The sequence below is a fragment of the Paenibacillus cisolokensis genome, assembly GCF_050481165.1.
Lineage (GTDB): Bacteria > Bacillota > Bacilli > Paenibacillales > Paenibacillaceae > Paenibacillus_AH > Paenibacillus_AH cisolokensis.
On record NZ_JBCNFP010000154.1, the window covers coordinates 1 to 16,922 of the forward strand.

Annotated in this window: 16 protein-coding genes and 1 pseudogene; 12 read left to right on the forward strand and 5 right to left on the reverse strand. The window is 59.7% G+C overall.

The annotated features are described in order from the left end of the window. Positions 1–80 precede the first annotated feature (80 nt). Positions 81–173 (forward strand): annotated as a pseudogene (locus ABEV74_RS21015) (LuxR C-terminal-related transcriptional regulator); the annotation flags it as partial. 119 nt (positions 174–292) lie between these two features. Here the strand turns inward: ABEV74_RS21015 and ABEV74_RS21020 are convergent. Beyond that, the gene (locus ABEV74_RS21020) at positions 293–1,228 is read right to left on the reverse strand and encodes an AraC family transcriptional regulator (RefSeq protein ID WP_430149302.1); all 936 of its coding nucleotides are present in this window, start codon (positions 1,226–1,228) and stop codon (positions 293–295) included. Positions 1,229–1,345: 117 nt separating this feature from the next. On the opposite strand from ABEV74_RS21020, the gene ABEV74_RS21025 reads away from it, so the two are divergent. From ABEV74_RS21025 to ABEV74_RS21035, 3 genes are all read left to right on the forward strand, one after another. Further along, positions 1,346–2,128: a phytanoyl-CoA dioxygenase family protein gene (locus ABEV74_RS21025; protein ID WP_430149304.1), complete on the forward strand. Its 783-nt coding sequence runs from the start codon at positions 1,346–1,348 to the stop codon at positions 2,126–2,128. A 138-nt stretch (positions 2,129–2,266) separates the two neighbouring features. Beyond that, entirely contained in the window at positions 2,267–2,998 is a 732-nt protein-coding gene (locus ABEV74_RS21030; protein WP_430149307.1) for a phytanoyl-CoA dioxygenase family protein, read from the forward strand. Positions 2,999–3,033: 35 nt separating this feature from the next. After that, positions 3,034–3,870, forward strand: coding sequence for an AraC family transcriptional regulator (locus ABEV74_RS21035; protein ID WP_430149310.1), 837 nt, complete (start codon positions 3,034–3,036; stop codon positions 3,868–3,870). Positions 3,871–4,037: 167 nt separating this feature from the next. On the opposite strand, the gene ABEV74_RS21040 is transcribed toward ABEV74_RS21035, so the two are convergent. Beyond that, positions 4,038–4,832 (reverse strand): DeoR/GlpR family DNA-binding transcription regulator, encoded by a 795-nt coding sequence (locus tag ABEV74_RS21040; RefSeq protein WP_430149313.1) that lies wholly within the window; start codon positions 4,830–4,832, stop codon positions 4,038–4,040. Between the two features lie 243 nt (positions 4,833–5,075). Here ABEV74_RS21040 and ABEV74_RS21045 point away from each other — a divergent pair, with 243 nt between their 5' ends. Beyond that, positions 5,076–5,930 (forward strand): amidohydrolase family protein, encoded by an 855-nt coding sequence (locus ABEV74_RS21045; RefSeq protein WP_430149315.1) that lies wholly within the window; start codon positions 5,076–5,078, stop codon positions 5,928–5,930. A gap of 28 nt (positions 5,931–5,958) precedes the next feature. On the opposite strand, the gene glsA is transcribed toward ABEV74_RS21045, so the two are convergent. After that, the gene (gene glsA, locus ABEV74_RS21050; RefSeq protein ID WP_430149318.1) at positions 5,959–6,912 is read right to left on the reverse strand and encodes a glutaminase A; all 954 of its coding nucleotides are present in this window, start codon (positions 6,910–6,912) and stop codon (positions 5,959–5,961) included. Positions 6,913–7,107: 195 nt separating this feature from the next. Here glsA and nagZ point away from each other — a divergent pair, with 195 nt between their 5' ends. Continuing rightward, positions 7,108–8,334 carry a beta-N-acetylhexosaminidase gene (nagZ, locus tag ABEV74_RS21055; RefSeq protein WP_430149320.1) on the forward strand — a complete coding sequence of 409 codons (1,227 nt, stop codon included), beginning with the start codon at positions 7,108–7,110 and terminating at the stop codon, positions 8,332–8,334. Positions 8,335–8,463: 129 nt separating this feature from the next. On the opposite strand, the gene ABEV74_RS21060 is transcribed toward nagZ, so the two are convergent. After that, positions 8,464–9,327 (reverse strand): helix-turn-helix transcriptional regulator, encoded by an 864-nt coding sequence (locus ABEV74_RS21060; RefSeq protein ID WP_062494720.1) that lies wholly within the window; start codon positions 9,325–9,327, stop codon positions 8,464–8,466. Positions 9,328–9,515: 188 nt separating this feature from the next. On the opposite strand from ABEV74_RS21060, the gene ABEV74_RS21065 reads away from it, so the two are divergent. From ABEV74_RS21065 to ABEV74_RS21075, 3 genes are read left to right on the forward strand one after another with little or no spacing between them, the layout of a single operon-like run. After that, complete coding sequence (locus ABEV74_RS21065; RefSeq protein WP_430149323.1) at positions 9,516–11,009, forward strand: tagaturonate reductase; 1,494 nt, start codon at positions 9,516–9,518, stop codon at positions 11,007–11,009. Next, positions 11,006–12,532 carry a UxaA family hydrolase gene (locus ABEV74_RS21070; protein ID WP_430149326.1) on the forward strand — a complete coding sequence of 509 codons (1,527 nt, stop codon included), beginning with the start codon at positions 11,006–11,008 and terminating at the stop codon, positions 12,530–12,532. Before ABEV74_RS21065 ends, ABEV74_RS21070 begins: the two co-directional genes overlap by 4 nt. Positions 12,533–12,559: 27 nt before the next feature. Next, entirely contained in the window at positions 12,560–13,576 is a 1,017-nt protein-coding gene (locus ABEV74_RS21075) for a zinc-binding alcohol dehydrogenase family protein (RefSeq protein ID WP_430149329.1), read from the forward strand. A gap of 102 nt (positions 13,577–13,678) precedes the next feature. Here ABEV74_RS21075 and ABEV74_RS21080 read toward each other — a convergent pair whose 3' ends face one another. Beyond that, on the reverse strand, positions 13,679–13,930 hold the full coding sequence (locus ABEV74_RS21080) for a hypothetical protein (protein WP_430149331.1): 252 nt from the start codon (positions 13,928–13,930) through the stop codon (positions 13,679–13,681). A gap of 117 nt (positions 13,931–14,047) precedes the next feature. On the opposite strand from ABEV74_RS21080, the gene ABEV74_RS21085 reads away from it, so the two are divergent. The 3 genes from ABEV74_RS21085 (at position 14,048) to ABEV74_RS21095 (ending at position 16,222) form a co-directional block, all read left to right on the forward strand. Further along, the gene (locus ABEV74_RS21085) at positions 14,048–14,365 is read left to right on the forward strand and encodes a metal-sulfur cluster assembly factor (RefSeq protein WP_062494705.1); all 318 of its coding nucleotides are present in this window, start codon (positions 14,048–14,050) and stop codon (positions 14,363–14,365) included. Positions 14,366–14,582: 217 nt separating this feature from the next. After that, positions 14,583–15,266 carry a tetratricopeptide repeat protein gene (locus ABEV74_RS21090; protein ID WP_430149334.1) on the forward strand — a complete coding sequence of 228 codons (684 nt, stop codon included), beginning with the start codon at positions 14,583–14,585 and terminating at the stop codon, positions 15,264–15,266. A gap of 152 nt (positions 15,267–15,418) precedes the next feature. Further along, entirely contained in the window at positions 15,419–16,222 is an 804-nt protein-coding gene (locus ABEV74_RS21095) for a DUF5005 domain-containing protein (protein WP_430149337.1), read from the forward strand. The last annotated feature ends 700 nt before the right edge of the window (positions 16,223–16,922 follow it).

The window sequence follows — 16,922 nt, forward strand, 5'->3', positions numbered from 1 at the left end:
TTTTTCACCGGACTTTTAAAGATAAATGAACAGCGAACCAACTTGAAAGATTTACTTACAAGTTCAAATGGCGTGCTTCAAACCACATCTCCAATGTCATGCAAAAATTAAATGTCAAAGGTCGTTCGCAGGCTGTTGTCGAGTTGATCAAGCTTGGGGAACTGAAAATTTGACAGTTCCAATGACCCATTGGATTCGATTAACCTTCCACTCTCTTCCGTGCCGGGGAAGCAGAGGGGGAAGGTTTTTTGATGAATAGGGCGCTCATTTCCGAAACATTCCGTAGCAGCTTTCACGTCTCCGGCGGCACTTTCCTCTTATCGGCTTTGTTCGGTTGGCCGTCCGGTTGGCCGTGCAGCTTTCGGTAAGCTTTCGGCGTCATGCCGGTATGTTTGCGGAACACTTTGTTGAAGAAGCTGATATCGCCAAAGCCGGCGTCGAAGGCGATGTCGGTCACCTTGCTGCTCGTGTCGACGAGCAGGCGGCAGGCGTGGCGGATTTGCACGCCATGCTTGTATTCGGTGAAGCTGCAGCCGGCCGCTTCCCGAAATTTGACGGTGAACGACGAGACGCTCATGCCGCACAGCCGGCTCGCTTCCTTCAGTGACAGCGGCTGGCGGAAATGCGTCTCGACCAGATGCCGGATCGACTCGATCCAGTCCCGGTCGCTTAACGCTTCGAGCTTTCGCATCCCGCTTTCGCGATGGTAGCGACCCAGCCAGACGAGACATTCGATCAGCCTCGTTCTGATCAGCAGTTGATAGCCGTCCCCGCGCATCGCAAACTCCTCTTCCATCGCGGCCAGATGGCTGACGATTCGCAGCTTCTGATGATCTTGCAACCGGAAATGGGGGATGAACGACGCGCTTTTCCGCAGAAAGGGCGCCAGATAGAAAAAGTTGACGAACGATGGCATGCGCAGCAGCGACGCAAGTTCGTCGCGCAGCAGCTCGGTGCCGAACAGCACATTGAAGACGACCGTCTCTTCCGTATCCGAGCCTGTGTAGCTGTGCGGGGCGCCGGGCTCGAGCACGAAAACGTCGCCGGACTGAAGCTCGTACCGGTGGCCGGACATCTCGTGAATCGCCGAGCCGCTGACGACATAGACCAGCTCGACGAATTGATGGGCATGATCCGGTATGCGTTCACCGATACCGATCGTATAGCGCGAAATGAAGAACGGAAATTGTTCATCCGGAAAAAAAGTTTTGCGCTCGTACGTTTCCATTTTATCGCGCCCCCCTTTGGCAAATCGTCCGTTTTTTTTCGCAAATCAGCCAAGATGCTGAAAACGCTTTCGGTTAAGATTTACATATAAACCCCGCAATCGAAAGGAAGTGCCGGCATGCTGGACGACAACAAACCATTGACAAATGAGCAAATTCAATATTATCGGGAGAACGGGTTCGTTCAAATCGATGATATGTTAAAACCGGACGAATTGGAAGAACTGCGTCAATATTTGGACGAGACGATGAGGCAGGAAGGCGGCCGCTCCGTCCAAACGTCGCAGAAAGGCAACGCTTATTACAAGGTGCTGAACCAGCGCGTCAACACCTGGCGCGATCATGGCGGAATAGCCCGGTTCGTGCTGAGCAGGCGCTTCGCGCAGGCGGCGAAAGATTTGACGGGCAGCTCCGGCATCAGGCTGTTCCACGACCATGCGCTGCTCAAAATGCCGCACGATTCCAAACCGACGCCCTGGCATCAGGATTGGCCGTACTGGCCGATGAACGAAACCGGCGCGCTGTCGATCTGGATTGCGCTGGACGACGTCGATGAAAACAACGGATGCATGATGTTCGTGCCCAAATCGCAGAAAATCAAAAATTTGAAAAGCGTCGATCTGGTCGAGCCGCATGACATTTTTAGCGACGGCGGCGCGGCCCGCGTCGACCGGAACACCGCGGTGGTAGCCAGGATGAAGGCGGGAAGCTGCACGTTCCATGACGGGCTGACGTTTCATTATGCCCATGCGAACCGGACGGACCGGCCGCGCCGGGCGCTCGCCATCATTTATATGCCGGACGGCACGACGTTTAGCGGTGCGCGGCATATATGCACCGAAGGTCTCGGCCTTGAAGCCGGCGGCCGTCTGCAGGGCGGATTGTTCCCCAGGCTCGCCTGAACCCGCTCATGCGTTCTTGCCTATCCCGGGTCTATCTGAAGATAAGCGTACTTTTCCTTCGGAAACGCGAAGCGCCGAAAGCCCGCGCCATGCCACAATAAATGGTGAACAGACAGACCATTCCGGGAGGGATCGGGCATGAGCAAGCTGAGCAAAGAAGAAGTGGAATTTTATCATGAAAACGGGTATCTTCTGTATAAGAAGCAACTGCTGCCGCAGCATATGCTGGACGGATTGACGGCTTTGTTCGAGGAGCATCTCGCGGAGAAAGGCAGCAAGCTGTCCGATGAGCTGGATACGCCGCATTTCCGGGACGAACGGCTGCTCGATTATTTGCTGTGCGACGAGGTGCTCGATGTCGTCGAACCGATTCTCGGGCCGAACATCGGGCTGTGGTCCAGCCATTTCATCTGCAAGGATCCGTATGTCGGACGGGCGACGCCCTGGCACGAAGATTCCGCATACTGGAAAGGCAGGGTGGACAGCTTTCACGGCATTGTGACCGTGTGGCTTGCGATCGACCCGAGCACCCGCGAAAACGGCTGCATGCAGGTCATTCCCGAGACGCACCGCAACGGCTTCTCGGACTACGAGGATGTCGACAGCCGGCTTAACCTGTTCGCCACGCAAATCCGCAACGTCGACGACAGTAAGGCGGTCGCTTTCGAGCTGGAGCGGGGACAATGCTCGCTGCACGATTCCCGCATCATCCACGGGGCGACGGCCAATAAGAGTCCTTACCGGCGTTGCGGATACACGATGCGCTACTTCTCGACCGACATCCGCGTCATTCCGGAGAAAAACCCCGGATTCAAGGTGTGGCTCGCCCGCGGCAAGGATCTCGCAGGCAATACGTATGCCAATGCGTAAATAGCGGGGGCGGCAGCGTGCAGGGGAGGGGCGACATGGAGCCGCAACGGCTGACGAACGAGCAATATTTGGGCGAAGACTTTCCGCTCAGGCTGTATAATCAGACGGTGCCCGGGCCGGTCGCGCTGCACTGGCACGAGTTTTACGAGCTGTGCTACGTGTACGGCGGCGCGGGCAGCCATACCGTTAACGGACGCGCGGTTCCGCTGTCCGAAGGCAGCCTGTTTCTGCTGACGCCTGCGGACTTCCATTCGGTATCTCCGTCACCTGACAGGCCGCTTCAACTCTATAACGCGGTGTTCGGCGAGCAACTGCTGTCCGATGAGCTGAGACCGCTGCTGTTTCGCGACTATGCGGGCGGCACGGTGACGGTTGCGGAGGATGCGCGGGAGGCCGTCGCGGAGGAGTTCCGGCTCCTTCAAGCGGAGCTGTCCGGCAGACAGCCGGGATACCGGCTGATGGCAAGAGGAGCGCTGGAACGCATTCTGCTTATGCTGGCAAGGCTGCGTTCCCTGGAGGAGGGCGGCGGTTCGGGCAGGGAAGAAGCGCCGCAGCCGGAACATATCCGGCGGGCGCTCGTCTTCATCCATCACCGGTTTCGCGAACCGCTAAGTCTCCGGGACGCCGCCGCCCAGGCGGGACTTGCGCCGAATTATTTCAGCGAATGTTTCCGCAAGGCTGCGGGCGTCCCGTTCCAGCAGTACCTGCAGGAGCTGCGGCTGTCGTTCGCCTGCTCGCTGCTGCGCGGATCGCCGCTGCCGGTCACCGATATTTGCTACGCGTCGGGCTTTCGCACGCTGTCTCATTTCGAACGGGCATACAAACGCAAATACGGCCATTCCCCGCGCGAAGCGAGAATGGCCGGCAAATAAAACGACCGACAGTCTTCAAGGCTGTTCGGTCGTTTTGTCTGTTCGGCCGTTTCGCTGTATTGCCGCTTCCGCACGGTCCCCGGTTCCGGTATGTGTCAGGCGCCTGGCCCGACGGCTGCGACATGAAGGCTTGGCCGGTTCGGATTGGGATGATCGCCGGTTGCCGCTTACGGTTTTGCGACATAAACGGGGATGTTCTCTGCCCGGAGCCGGTCCAGCATGGCAGCCGAAGGAGGCTTGTCGGTAATGAGCGCGTTCGCGGACGACAGCGGCGCGATCGGGAACAGGGAAGTGCGCTCCCACTTCGTATGGTCGAATACGGCGTACGTCTGCTGGGCATGTGCGATGAACAGGCGGTTCGTCTGCGCTTCGAATTCGGAGTGCGTCGTCAGTCCGTTTTCGAGAGATACGCCGTCGACGCCGAGGAACATTTTGCCGATATGCAGCTCTTCCAACGTTTTGAGCGCTAGAGGACCGCATAATTCATAGCTTTTGCCGCGCATGACTCCCCCGGTCACGACGACCTGAACGCCTTCGCTCTCGGCGAGCGAAGCCGCGATATTGACCGCATTGGTCACGACCGTAATATTGACTCTGCTGCGCAGAAGCCAGGCGATCAGAAAGGTCGTCGTTCCTCCGGTAAGCCCGACGACATCTCCCTCTTCGACCAGCGAGACGGCCCGGCGGGCGATAGCCATTTTCTCGGCGGACTGCAAATGTTTTTTCTCCTGAAACGACAGTTCCTGTCCGGACGGCCCGGGGGAAGGTTGCGGCTGCGCCCCGTTGATCGTCCGGATAATCAGGCCGCGTCCCGCCAGCAGATCCAGGTCCCGCACTATGGTCGCCTTCGAGCAGCCGGCAAGCTCCATCATTTCCGGTATCGTCATGGCACCGCGCTCGCTTAACGCTTTGAGCAGCAGTTGCCGTCGTTGATCGGTTTTGCTGAAAGGGGAATCGAGCATGTCCGGAATGGCTCCTTTCGGTCTATGAGAAGGCATGAAAGCTTTCGTTTCACTTTATGAAATTTTAATGCAAAAAAAGAGCACCGTCAAATGCGGGGCGTACGGGTAAAAGTTGTACGAGCCGGAGGTGTGCAAACGGCCGCGTAGTCGTGGCGGCGGCGTTCCGGAGAAGCGACAGACGCGTACAGGCGTGCTAAAATGGAGAAAACGGTTCCATTCGATAAGATGAAAGGGGAATGCGTTATGCGTTTGGACGCGCATCAGCATTATTGGGACATTGCGCGGGGGGATCTCGGCTGGCTGTCGCCGGATGTGCCGGTATTGTACCGGAGCTACTTGCCGGATGATCTGCAGCCCGAGCTGGCGAAGCATCGGATCGACGGGACGATCGTCGTGCAGGCGGAGCGGTCTCACGAGGAAACGGATTATTTGCTCGCGTTAAGCGACAATGAGCCGTCGATCGCCGGTGTCGTCGGCTGGCTCGATCTGCACGATCCGGATTGGGAACGTCATTACGACCGGTTTCGCCGGCATCCGAAGTTTGTCGGTTTCCGCGTTATGATTCAGGAAATGGCCGATCCGGCCGAGGTGCTGAAGCCGAATGTCATCGAGGCGCTTGCCCGGATGGAGAAACTCGATCAGCCCGTCGATCTTCTCATGCGCGCGCCTCAGCTGCCTGCCGTTCTCGAGCTGATGGAGAAGGTGCCGAACCTGCGCGGCGTGATCAACCATATCGCCAAGCCGCTGATCAAGGACGGCATTCTCGAACCGTGGGCGGAGCAGATGCGCGTGCTGGCCGGCTACCCGAAGCTGTACTGCAAGCTGTCGGGCATGATAACGGAAGCCGACCATCGGCGTTGGGAGCCGGAACAGCTCATACCGTATGTCCGCCATGTGACGGAGCTGTTCGGCCCCCGGCGCGTCATGTTCGGCAGCGATTGGCCGGTCTGCCTGCTGGCAGGGTCCTATGACGATGTGATCGGCGCGCTGGAGCGGGCGCTTCCCGAAGCTTGGACGGAGCGCGAGCGGGAAGCGCTGTTCGGCGGCAACGCCGCCGAATTTTACAAGCTCGGCGGAAGAGGGGATCGGGAGCGCTGATCGTCCTTCTTTGCAGCGCCCCGCACCGTCAAAACAGACTCCATCCGAAATGTTGCGACAGCGTCTCCAGCAGATGAACGCCGGCGGTGCTGTTGCCTTTGCGGTTAAGCGCCGGACCGATCACGCCGATGCCGTACCGGTTCGGCACGAGCGCGAGAATGCCGCCCGATACGCCGCTCTTCGCGGGCAGTCCGGCGCGGATCGCGAATTCGCCCGAGGCGTTGTACATGCCGCAGGTGACCATGAATGTCTTGGCGATCTGCACGTAGCGGGAAGGGATGAGCGCTTCCCCGGTAAGCGGATCGCGTCCGGCATGCGCGAGTACGAGCGCCATGCGCGCCAACTGGGCGCATGTCAGCTCGATCGCGCAATGCCGGAAGTAGACATCCAGCACTTCCTCCACGTCGTCATGCGCTTCGAGCACATTGTTTTCTTTCAGGAAATAGGCGATCGACCGGTTCCGGTAAGCGGTTGCCGCTTCCGAGCGGTAGACCGCCTCATTGCAGACGAGCGGCCGGCCGCCGGCAAGACGGGAGAAGAATGCCGTAATCCGTTCCGTCTTCTCCGCCGGACCGGAGCCGGCGATGAGCGAAGTGACCGCGATCGCCCCGGCGTTGATGAGAGGGTTGAACGGGATGCCCGGCTCCACCAGTTCCAGCTTCAAAATCGAATTGAAATCGTCGCCGCTCGGCTCCATCCCGACTTTGGCGAATACGGCTTCTTCCCCGCGATCCATCAGCGCCAGCAGCAGCGTAAACACTTTCGATATGCTCTGCATCGTGAAGTTCAGATCGCAGTCTCCGACCGTCACGCATTCGCCCGACGCATCCATCACCGTAATGCCGAGCGCATTCGCCGGCGTTCCGGCGAGCTCCGGTATATAGCCGGCGACTTTTCCTTTCGCCGCATGCAGCCTGCTTGCTTCCACCCAGGCCGGGAGGTGCTCCCGCAATTGCTTCAGTTCTTCCTGTACGTCAACCATAAACCAATCTCCCCTCGTCACAGCATTGAAACGGTTCGCAATACGCTTTCGTCAAAGTATGCGCATCGTTCCTTCTTTTCAGACGGCGCAGATCATTTCCGCGAACGCGGCCTGCGCCGTTTGTTGCCGATTGTTATAGTACGCCCGCCGCGGGGTAATGAATAGGACAAGTTCATCATAAAACAGGGACGTGATATGGTGAGACCGCAACGTTTCCGGAAAACGGCCGCCGTCCTGGCGCTGCTTGTCTTCGTCGCAGGATGCGCGGTTTTCGGCGGAACCCCGGACAAGGACGGCGAAGAAAGCGGGAACTCTTCCTCCGAAAATGCGATCGGACGGACGATCGACGCGATGACGCTGGACGAGAAAATCGGCCAGCTTATTATCGCCGGCGTGGAAGGCGCCTCTCCCGACCGCCGGGCGCGGCGCATGATTGCCGAGCAGCATGTCGGCGGCGTCATTTTCTACAAAGACAACCTCGTCTCCCCGGAAGAGACGGTCGTTTACGTCAACAGTCTGAGAGCCTGGAACGGCGCGAACAAGGCGCCGCTTATGTTGTCCGTCGATCAGGAAGGCGGCATCGTCAGCCGGCTTCCGGGTCTGGAGCGGCTGCCCGATGCCGTTGCGATCGGCGAAACCGGACAGCCGGCGTTCGCCGGGGCGGTCGGGGAACTGCTGGCCAGAGCATGTACGGCGTTCGGATTCAACCTGAATTTCGCGCCGGTGCTCGACATCAACAGCAATCCCGATAATCCGGTCATCGGTCCGCGTTCGTTCGGCGCGACGCCGGAGGTGGTGACACAAATGGGCGTGGCGGAGATGAAGGCGATCCGCGATGCGGGAATCATTCCCGTCGTCAAGCATTTTCCGGGGCATGGCGATACGGCGGTCGATTCCCATCTGGAACTGCCGGTCGTGCGGAAGGGATTGGAGCAGCTGCGGAATTTCGAGTGGCAGCCATTCGCCGAAGCGATCAGACAGGGGGCGGATGCCGTTATGGTCGCTCATATTTTGTTTCCGCAGCTGGACGGCGAATTTCCTTCCTCGCTGTCGCGCACGATCATCACCGACCAGCTTCGCGGGACGCTCGGCTTCGAAGGAGTCGTCATGACAGACGATCTGACGATGGGCGCCATCGCGGATCATTACGGCATCGGCGATGCGGCGGTTCAAGCCGTCGAAGCGGGCAGCGATATCGTGCTAGTGGCGCACGGGTACGAAAACGTCGACCGTGTCGTGCAAGCGCTCAAGCAGAGCGTGAACGAGGGGCGGTTGACGGAAAAACGGATCGACGAAAGCGTGGAACGGATTTTGCAGCTGAAGGAACGTTATCGGCTGGCGGATAAACCGGTCGCCATTCCGGAGCTTGACGGCATCAACGCCGACATCCGCGCTGTGCTGAAGCAATACCGGCAAGGTTGACGGTGCCGCGGTCCGCGTGCGCTGGCGGTCAGCGGAGCAGCCGCGTAACGCTGTGCCGACGCGCTGCCGTACCGCCATGCAGCCGCGTGCCGTCGTGGCACCGCTGCCTCGGCACCTGCGAGCTGCCGGCTAACGCCTCGCAAAAATCCGGTATTTCGCCGGCGTCATCCCGACATGCTTCTTGAAGCAGCGGTGAAAGTGGGGCAAGCTTTCGAAGCCGCATTGCTCCGCGATCCAGACGATTTTATCGTCCGATGCCGACAGCAGTTTTTTCGCCTTGACGATGCGCCGCATCGTCAAGTAGTCGGTGACGCTCATGCCGGTTTTCCGTCTGAACACCCGGCTCAGATGGGCGGGACTGACTCCCGCCAGATCGGCGAGCGAAGAAAGCGTATGCCGCATGTCCGGTTCCGTATCGCCTTCCAGCCCGTTCAGCACGGCGTCAAGCCAGGACGGGCCGGCATTCGCGCCGGGACCGGCCGCCTCCCCGATAGCGGCTCTTACAATCCGGTTCGTTTCGTGCAGCAGCGTATGGAGCGACAGCCACTGGGCTGTCCGGTAGCCTGGCCGGCGCTCCCTGTCCTCCTCGGCCATCCGCGCCAGTTCGATCTCGTACAGCCGCTGCAGCCGCTCGTCCAGCCGAAACCGGTACACCCCCGTTTCCAGCAGCCCGGAGAGCGAATAGCCGTCATCGTAGACCGCTGTCAACAGAAGCGCCGGACCAAAAAAGAGCGCGGTCGAGGTGACGGGACGGTCCTGGTCGGGCAGGGCACGGTGAATCGTATTGGCGGGCAGCACGAACAGATCGCCGGCGCGCATATCATAGATCGTATGCTGAATAAAAAATGTTCCGTGTCCGCCGTGAACATAGACCAGCTCGTGCCAGTCATGCACATGGTCGGGAAGCTCGATTTGCGGGCTTTTCGTATCCCGGTACACCATGGAAAACGGGAACAGCCCGTAGTTCTCGAATTTTTTGCGAATCGGCTTCATCCGTCTCTTCCTCTCCTGTCTGCCTCTCCTGCATTCATGCTGTTTTATCCTCATTATAACAGACGGTATGGCCGGCAAGCGGCCGCAAAGATCAAAATCGGATACATTTTTGCCGGAATACGGCAATTCGCTGACTCGGTATGATGCTACAATAAAGGGGTGAGCATGATAGACCGGGAGGGATGGCAATGGGTACGACCAAAATGCTGAACGCGGAAACGGCCGACTTCGAGACGCAGTCCCGATATCGGGCGGCCGCCTCGTCACCGGTGCGCGTCCTGCAAATTGGCGAAGGCAATTTTTTGCGGGGCTTTGCCGATTGGATGCTGCATGAATGCCGCAAGAAAGGACTGTTCGACGGCAGTGTCGCGGTGACGCAGCCGCGACCCTCCGGAGGCGCCAAGCTGGAGCAATTGGCCGCACAGGACGGATTGTACACGCTGCTTATTCGCGGTTTGGAGCAGGGGAGAAAAGTCGAGCGTTCGGAAGTCGTCGCGGTCTTCCGCGAGCTGATCGATCCGTACCGCGAATGGGAGCGCTTTCTGTCTTTGGCGGAACGTCCGGAGCTGGAAGCGGTCATTTCCAATACGACCGAAGCGGGGCTGACGTACGTCTATACGCCGTGGAAGCCGGATGAGCCGATGCCATCGTATCCGGCCAGGCTGACGCTGTGGCTGTACCGCCGATACGAAGCGTTTGCGGGCGCAGCCGATAAAGGACTGCTGCTGCTGCCTTGCGAGCTGCTCGAACGCAATGGCGACACGCTGAAGGCTTGCGTGCTGCGGCATTGCGACGACTGGAGCTTGCCGGATGGATTCCGCCGCTGGCTGGAGGAACATAACCGGTTTTTAAATTCGCTGGTCGACCGGATTGTGACGGGCTATCCGGCAGACGAGGCGCCGGCGCTGTTCGAGCGTTGGGGGTACGAGGACCTGCTGCTCAATACGGCGGAACCGTATCATTTTTGGGCAATCGAAGGCGAACCGGAGCTGGACCGCCGGCTGCCGTTCGTTCAAGCGGGCCTGAACGTCCGCTGGGTTCCGGATTTGCGCCCGTACCAGCTGCGCAAAGTGCGCATTCTGAACGGCGCCCATACGCTGATGACGCCGCTCGGTCTGCTGTCCGGCGTCCGGCATGTCCGGGAGCTGATGGAGCACGAGACGCTCGGCAGCTGGGTCCGGGAGGCGGTCGCCGAAGAGATCGTTCCCGCGGTCCCGCTCGAGCCGTCCGAGTTGCGCGTCTATGCGGCGGAAGTGTTCGAACGGTTCGCCAATCCGTACATTGAACACCGGCTGTCCGACATCGCGATGAACAGCGTAAGCAAATTCCGGACGCGCCTTGTGCCGACGCTTCTTTCGTACGCCGGGGAGCGGCGCGAGCTGCCGCAGCGAATGGTGACCGCGCTTGCCGCGCTGCTGCGCCTGTACCGGGTGAAGCGGCTGGATGACGGCGGTTACGGCGGCGTCCGGTTCGACGGCACGCCCTATACGGTGAACGACAGCAAGCCGGTGCTGGAGACGATGTCAGCGTTGTGGGCGGAATACGGAACCGATGCGCGGTTGCTGGCCGATGCGGTCCTCTCCCGTGAAGAGTGGTGGGGCTGCGACCTCCGGACGCCTGCCGGTCTGCCGCTCGTTCAGGCGATTGCCCGCCAATTGGAACAATGGGAGGAATGCGAATGAAATCGTGGATTCGGCTTCACCCTTCGGACAATGTCGTCGTCGCGCTGCGGGATTTGGCAGCCGGAGAGCGGATCGGACTCGAATTGCCGGACGGCGGTCAGGAGACGATCGTGCTGAAGGAAGAGGTGGCCAAAGGGCATAAGGTGCTCATTCGGCCGGCAGCAGCGGGCGAAGATGTGATCAAGTTCGGCTATTCGATCGGAAAGGCGAAGGTCCCGCTGGAGCCCGGCGTCTGGGTGCATCACCACAATGTGCGGACTGGGCTTAGCGGCAAGCTGGAATACCGCTACGAGCCCGGGCCGGAGGTGACCGGAGGAAGCGCCGCTTGCGTCCCCGAAGGCTTCGCGGAGCGGACGTTTGCCGGATATGTCCGGGAGAACGGCGATGTCGGCATCCGCAACGAGCTGTGGATTTTGAATACGGTCGGATGCATCAACAAAACATGCGAAACGCTCGCCCGCATGGGCAATGACGAGCTTGCCGGACGCGTCGACGGCGTTTACCATTTCGCCCATCCGTACGGCTGCTCGCAGCTTGGCGACGACTTGAAGCATACCCAGGCGTTTCTGTCCGCGCTGGCGCTTCATCCGAACGCGGGCGGCGTGCTCGTCGTCGGACTCGGCTGCGAAAACAATCAGATCGACGAGTTCCGTACCCTGCTCGGCGATTTTCCGGAAGGACGCATCCGCTTCATGCGCGCCCAGGATGAGGCGGACGAGCTGGAAAAAGGGATGGAACTGCTCGAGGAGCTGGCCGCGTACGCCGAGACGTTCAAGCGCGAGCCGGTGCCGGTGTCCAGACTGAAGATCGGGCTGAAATGCGGCGGCTCCGACGGTTTGTCGGGCATTACGGCCAATCCGCTTGTCGGCCGCATCGCCGACGCGGTGACCGCCGCGGGCGGAACGGCGCTGCTGACGGAAGTGCCCGAGATGTTCGGCGCGGAGACGATTCTGATGAACCGCGCGGCGGACGCCGGCGTCTTCGAGCGGATCGTCCGGCTGATCAACGATTTCAAGCAATATTTTATCGATCATGGCCAGGAAATATATGAAAATCCTTCGCCCGGCAACAAAGCCGGCGGCATCAGCACGCTGGAGGAGAAATCGCTCGGCTGCACGCAGAAAGGCGGCCATGCGGTCGTGACCGACGTGCTGCCTTACGGGACGCGCGCGAGCCGACCCGGCCTCAATCTCGTGCAGGCGCCCGGCAACGATCTCGTCTCGGTCTCGGCGCTCGCGGCGGCCGGCGCGCAGATCGTACTGTTTACGACCGGCAGAGGGACGCCGTTCGGCGGGCCGGTGCCGACGATGAAGCTGTCGACGAACAGCGAGCTCGCGGCCCGCAAGGCGAACTGGATCGATTTCGACGCCGGGCGGCTGCTGGACGAGGCGGTGACGATGGATTCGCTTGCCGCGGAACTGCTCGATTTCATTCTCGATATCGCGTCCGGGAACGCGCAGACGAAGAACGAGCGGACCGGCTTTCGCGAGATCGCCATTTTTAAAGACGGAGTTATCCTATAACATCAAGCGGCAGGGAGATGAGTGAAGATGAAAACGATCGTATGCGTCGAGCCGGGGCGATTCGAAATGCGAGAGCAGGATGAGCGCGCGCCGGGACCCGGGGAAGCGCTTGTGCGGATTCGCCGGGTCGGCATTTGCGGCACCGATTATCATGCGTTCCGAGGCAATCAGCCGTTCTTCGAATACCCGCGCATTCTCGGGCACGAGCTGTCCGGCGTCGTGGAAGCGCTCGGGGAAGGAACGGCGGGCGTCGCCGTCGGCGATCGGGTGGCGGTCGTACCGTATTTGGAATGCGGCGTTTGCATCGCTTGCCGGCAGGGCAAGCCGAACTGCTGCACGTCGCTGCGCGTGCTCGGCGTCCATACGGACGGCGGCATGCGGGAGCGGCTCAATGTGCCCGCAGATCATCTGCTCGCCGTAAACGACTTGACGCTCGATCAGGCGGCGACGCTCGAGCCGCTCGCGATCGGGGCGCATGCCGTGCGCCGGTCCGGGCTTACCGCCGGCGAAACGGCGCTCGTCATCGGCGGCGGGCCGATCGGTCTCGGCGTCATGGCGTTCGCCAAAGCCGAAGGGGCGAACGTCATCGCCATGGAGGTGAGCGACGAACGTCTCGCGTTGTGCGCTGGATGGGCGAAGGCCGACTATCTTGTCCATGCGAAGCAGGAACCTGCGGATCGGATCGCGGAACTGACCGGCGGCGATTATCCGACGGTCGTCTTCGACGCGACCGGCAACGCACAGTCGATGGCCGACGCGTTCCGCTATGTGGCCCACGGCGGCCGCCTCGTCTATGTCGGGCTGGTCAAGTCCGACATCGCGTTTCACGATCCCGAGTTTCACAAGCGGGAGCTGACGCTGATGGGCAGCCGCAACGCCACGAAGGAAGATTTCGCCCGGGTTATGGAGGCGGTGCGCCGCGGCCGGATCGATGCGGCGGGCTACATTACGCATCGCGCGCCGTTCGCGGATATGATCGGCGAATTCGAGCGTTGGCTGCGGCCGGAGTCGAAAGTGGTGAAAGCGATAGTCGAGCTGCAGTAGAAGGAAGGCCGTGCAGCAATTATGGCCGAGCAGCAGTAATAGGAAGAGCCGGCATGCTTTATCGCGTGCCGGCTCTATGTATATGGCGGGAAAAACCGCATGTTACTTAACTCCGAGTCGCATCCGGTAGCTGAACATAACCTCCAACGTTCTGCCCCCGAAGAAAGCTTCCGCGTTCGCCCGGAACGCCTCGATATCCGCGTTTAATGCCGTCGACCCCAGCTTGAACACCGTTTGCACGCCGCCCTGGCTGATCGCGAGGCCGACATAGCGTTCGGCGTCGCAAGTTTCGATGTTGTGGAACACGATTTCTTTGACGAACCGGAACAACCCGCTGTCCCGCAAATTTTTCAAATGCTCTTCCTTGTTCCATTTCTTCGCGCGGTCGAACCATATATGGTCAAAGGACTAAAACGTTGAGGGATCGGATAATCTAACGCTGATACCGTTCATCGTACGGAGGTGGAGGACTTGAATTTGGAGGACCGAATTTTGACCGCGCTGGAAGAAGTGCTCGATCCGGAAGTTGGAGTAAATATCGTCGATTTGGGGCTTGTATATGAGGTGTCCGCCGATGAAAACGGCAAGGTGAAAATCGAGATGACGCTGACGATTCCCGAATGTCCGCTTGCCGATGAAATTGTGGAGCAAGTCAAAAAAACCGTATCGCAATTGCCCGGCGTCAAGGAGGTTGACGTTCGGCTCGTATGGGAGCCGAGATGGACCCCCGCCAGAATGAACGATCGGGCGAGAGAGGAAATCCGCGCCCGTATGTCGGCGGTGGAGTAGAACGCGTGTGCATAACGCCCGGTCATAGCCCTTGCGCGCCCTTCCCGTTCGATCGGACCGGACTTTTCGTTCGAAAGAAAGCGGCAGCGGCATGCAGGGCTTTTCGGTTTTCCCGCGGTCTTTCGACGTTTGCCTTTGAAGCGGCAGGCCGGCGCCCATGACAACTGTCGAGCCGAATGTGGTATGATAAGGGAAAACCGCTTCATCTGGAGGAACGATGAGACCTTTTTTTCTTTTCGCGATTTTATGGTGGCTGATCGGCAATCCGTTTATTGCCATACTTGTGCTGCTTATCATACTGTACGCGCTGGACCAACGATTCGTCGGACTTGCGCCGAATATTTTCCGCCCGTTTCGCCGCAGAAGGTTGATCGCCAGACTCCGCCAGCAGGTGGCGATCAATCCGAGCGACGTGTCGGCCAAGCACGAGTTGGCCCGTCTGTTGATCGAAGCAAAGCGGTACCGGGAGGCGCGGGACTTGCTGGAGCCGATGCAGCCGCTCGGCGCCGTCGAGTCATCGGCCGAATTTTGGGACGATCTGGGCAACAGCTACTTGCATACCGGGGAAACGGCGAAAGGCGAAGAGGCGATCCGGCGGGCGCTGGAACTGAACCCCAGGGTCAAATACGGAGAACCGTACCTGCGTCTGGCATCGTTGTATTCGCGGTCGGATACGGACAAGGCGCTCGAAGCGCTGGAATCGTTCCGCAGCATTCATTCATCGTCCTGCGAGGCGTACTATCGGCTGTCGCAAATCAACGAGCAGCTCGGACGCAAGGAAGAGGCGCGCCGGGCGCTCGACGAGGCGCTTGACGTGTATCGCTCGCTGCCCAAGTATATGAAGCGCAAGGAGCGGAAATGGGCGGCGCGCTGCAGGTTGAAAAAGCTGGGGCTGGGATAAGGATACGGATACGAAATGAAAAAACCTCCCGGGGGAGAGCCGTCTTACGGCTTCTATTCCCGGGAGGTTTTTTCGCATGTGCGGCGATGCTGGTCGCAAACGGCCGATACGGTGCTCGACGTGGCTCGTTTGCTGCAACGGGCTCCTTTTGCATGACCGAAAATTGTAAAAACACGATTCCGGGGCTCGTGCTGCGCTGGGAGGCGCCTGGTGTGGAGTGGCTGGAGCAGCGCATTACGCTGTTCGCCGCCATGGACGGCCCTGAAGGCTTCCAGTTTGCCGTTCACGGCATTGCCAGAGTGTCGGCTCCGGTCGATGAGGACGGATTGCGTTATGACGAGAACATTCAGGCCGACACAGACTTATACTATGAAGCGGCGAACGGGCGGACGACGTATTTCGGTGCAGCGTTTATGGCGCTGACGGAATCGGCAGGTGCTGCCAATCCCGACGGACATATTTACATTTACGGCTTGCAGAACGGCGCAAGCGGCCCTGCTATGGTCGTCGCTCGCGTGCCGGAGGCCCGCTTCGCGGATTTTGCCGCATGGCACTTCTGGAACGGGGCGGAATGGACGGCCGAGAAGGAGCAGGTCGTGCCGATCGCCGACGAAATATCTTGCGAGTTCAGTGTGACGCCGATGTCAGACCAGTGGGAGGGCGCAGCCTATGCCGTTGTGTTCCAGGAGGCGGGAGCAGGGCTCGGCAACCGCTTGTCCATGTACGTTGGCGCTTCGCCGGTCGGGCCTTTCGCCGACCCGATACGGCTCTATGCTTGCGCGGAGCCGGATGAAGGCAAAGGAATTTATGTATACAACGCCAAGGCGCATCCCCATCTGTCCCGTCCCGGAGAACTGCTGGCAAGCTATAACATGAACACGACAAGTATGGATATGCATATGCAGCATGCCGGAATTTATCGGCCGCGTTTTGTGAATATTCGCCAGATCCGCTAGACCCTATCTTTTGTTGCGGGCCGCCGAGTGCGTGCCTCATGCCCGAAGGCCGTTGTGCCGGATTGTGCGGCCAGCGGGCCGATATTCATCCGCCGGACACAAGGCTTGGCGGCAAACGGCTTGCTGCTAACGAAGTCGCGTTGTGGCGCAGTTGCGTGGTTGCGATAGCGAAGTCGCGTTGTGGCGCGATGTGGGGAGATTGCGCTAACGAATCTGAGCAACCTTATTCGGGCGAAATTTTCATTTTCGAAGCGCTAACGAATCTAGGCAACCTTATTAACCGAATTCTTGAGGGAAAACGGTAGATTTGAGCAAAATAAGGTGTCTGGTATTCGTTAGCAGAATCCAGAAGGCGAATTTTGCAAAATAGCGTTGCTCAGATTCGTTAGCCGTTTACAGGAGGGGGAGGCTGTAGCACCGCAATGCGGATTCGTCCTGCGAAGGCTGCCTGCGCGCCCCTGGCACCGCAATGCGGATTCGTCCTGCGAAGGCGCCCGCGCGCCCTTGTCGCACCGCTATGCTGTGGGCGGCGCTGCAACGCTTGTTCGGTTTGCATGTGCCAGGCTCAGGTCCGGCATTTCAGGACATGAGCCTGGTCGGCAACGTAGCGGTGCAGCGCTTCGCCCATACGGGCGCCGGATTGCGGCCGTGTTGGCCGGATTTGAAGTTTGAGGCGGCGATTTGCGTTATGTTCCGGCCA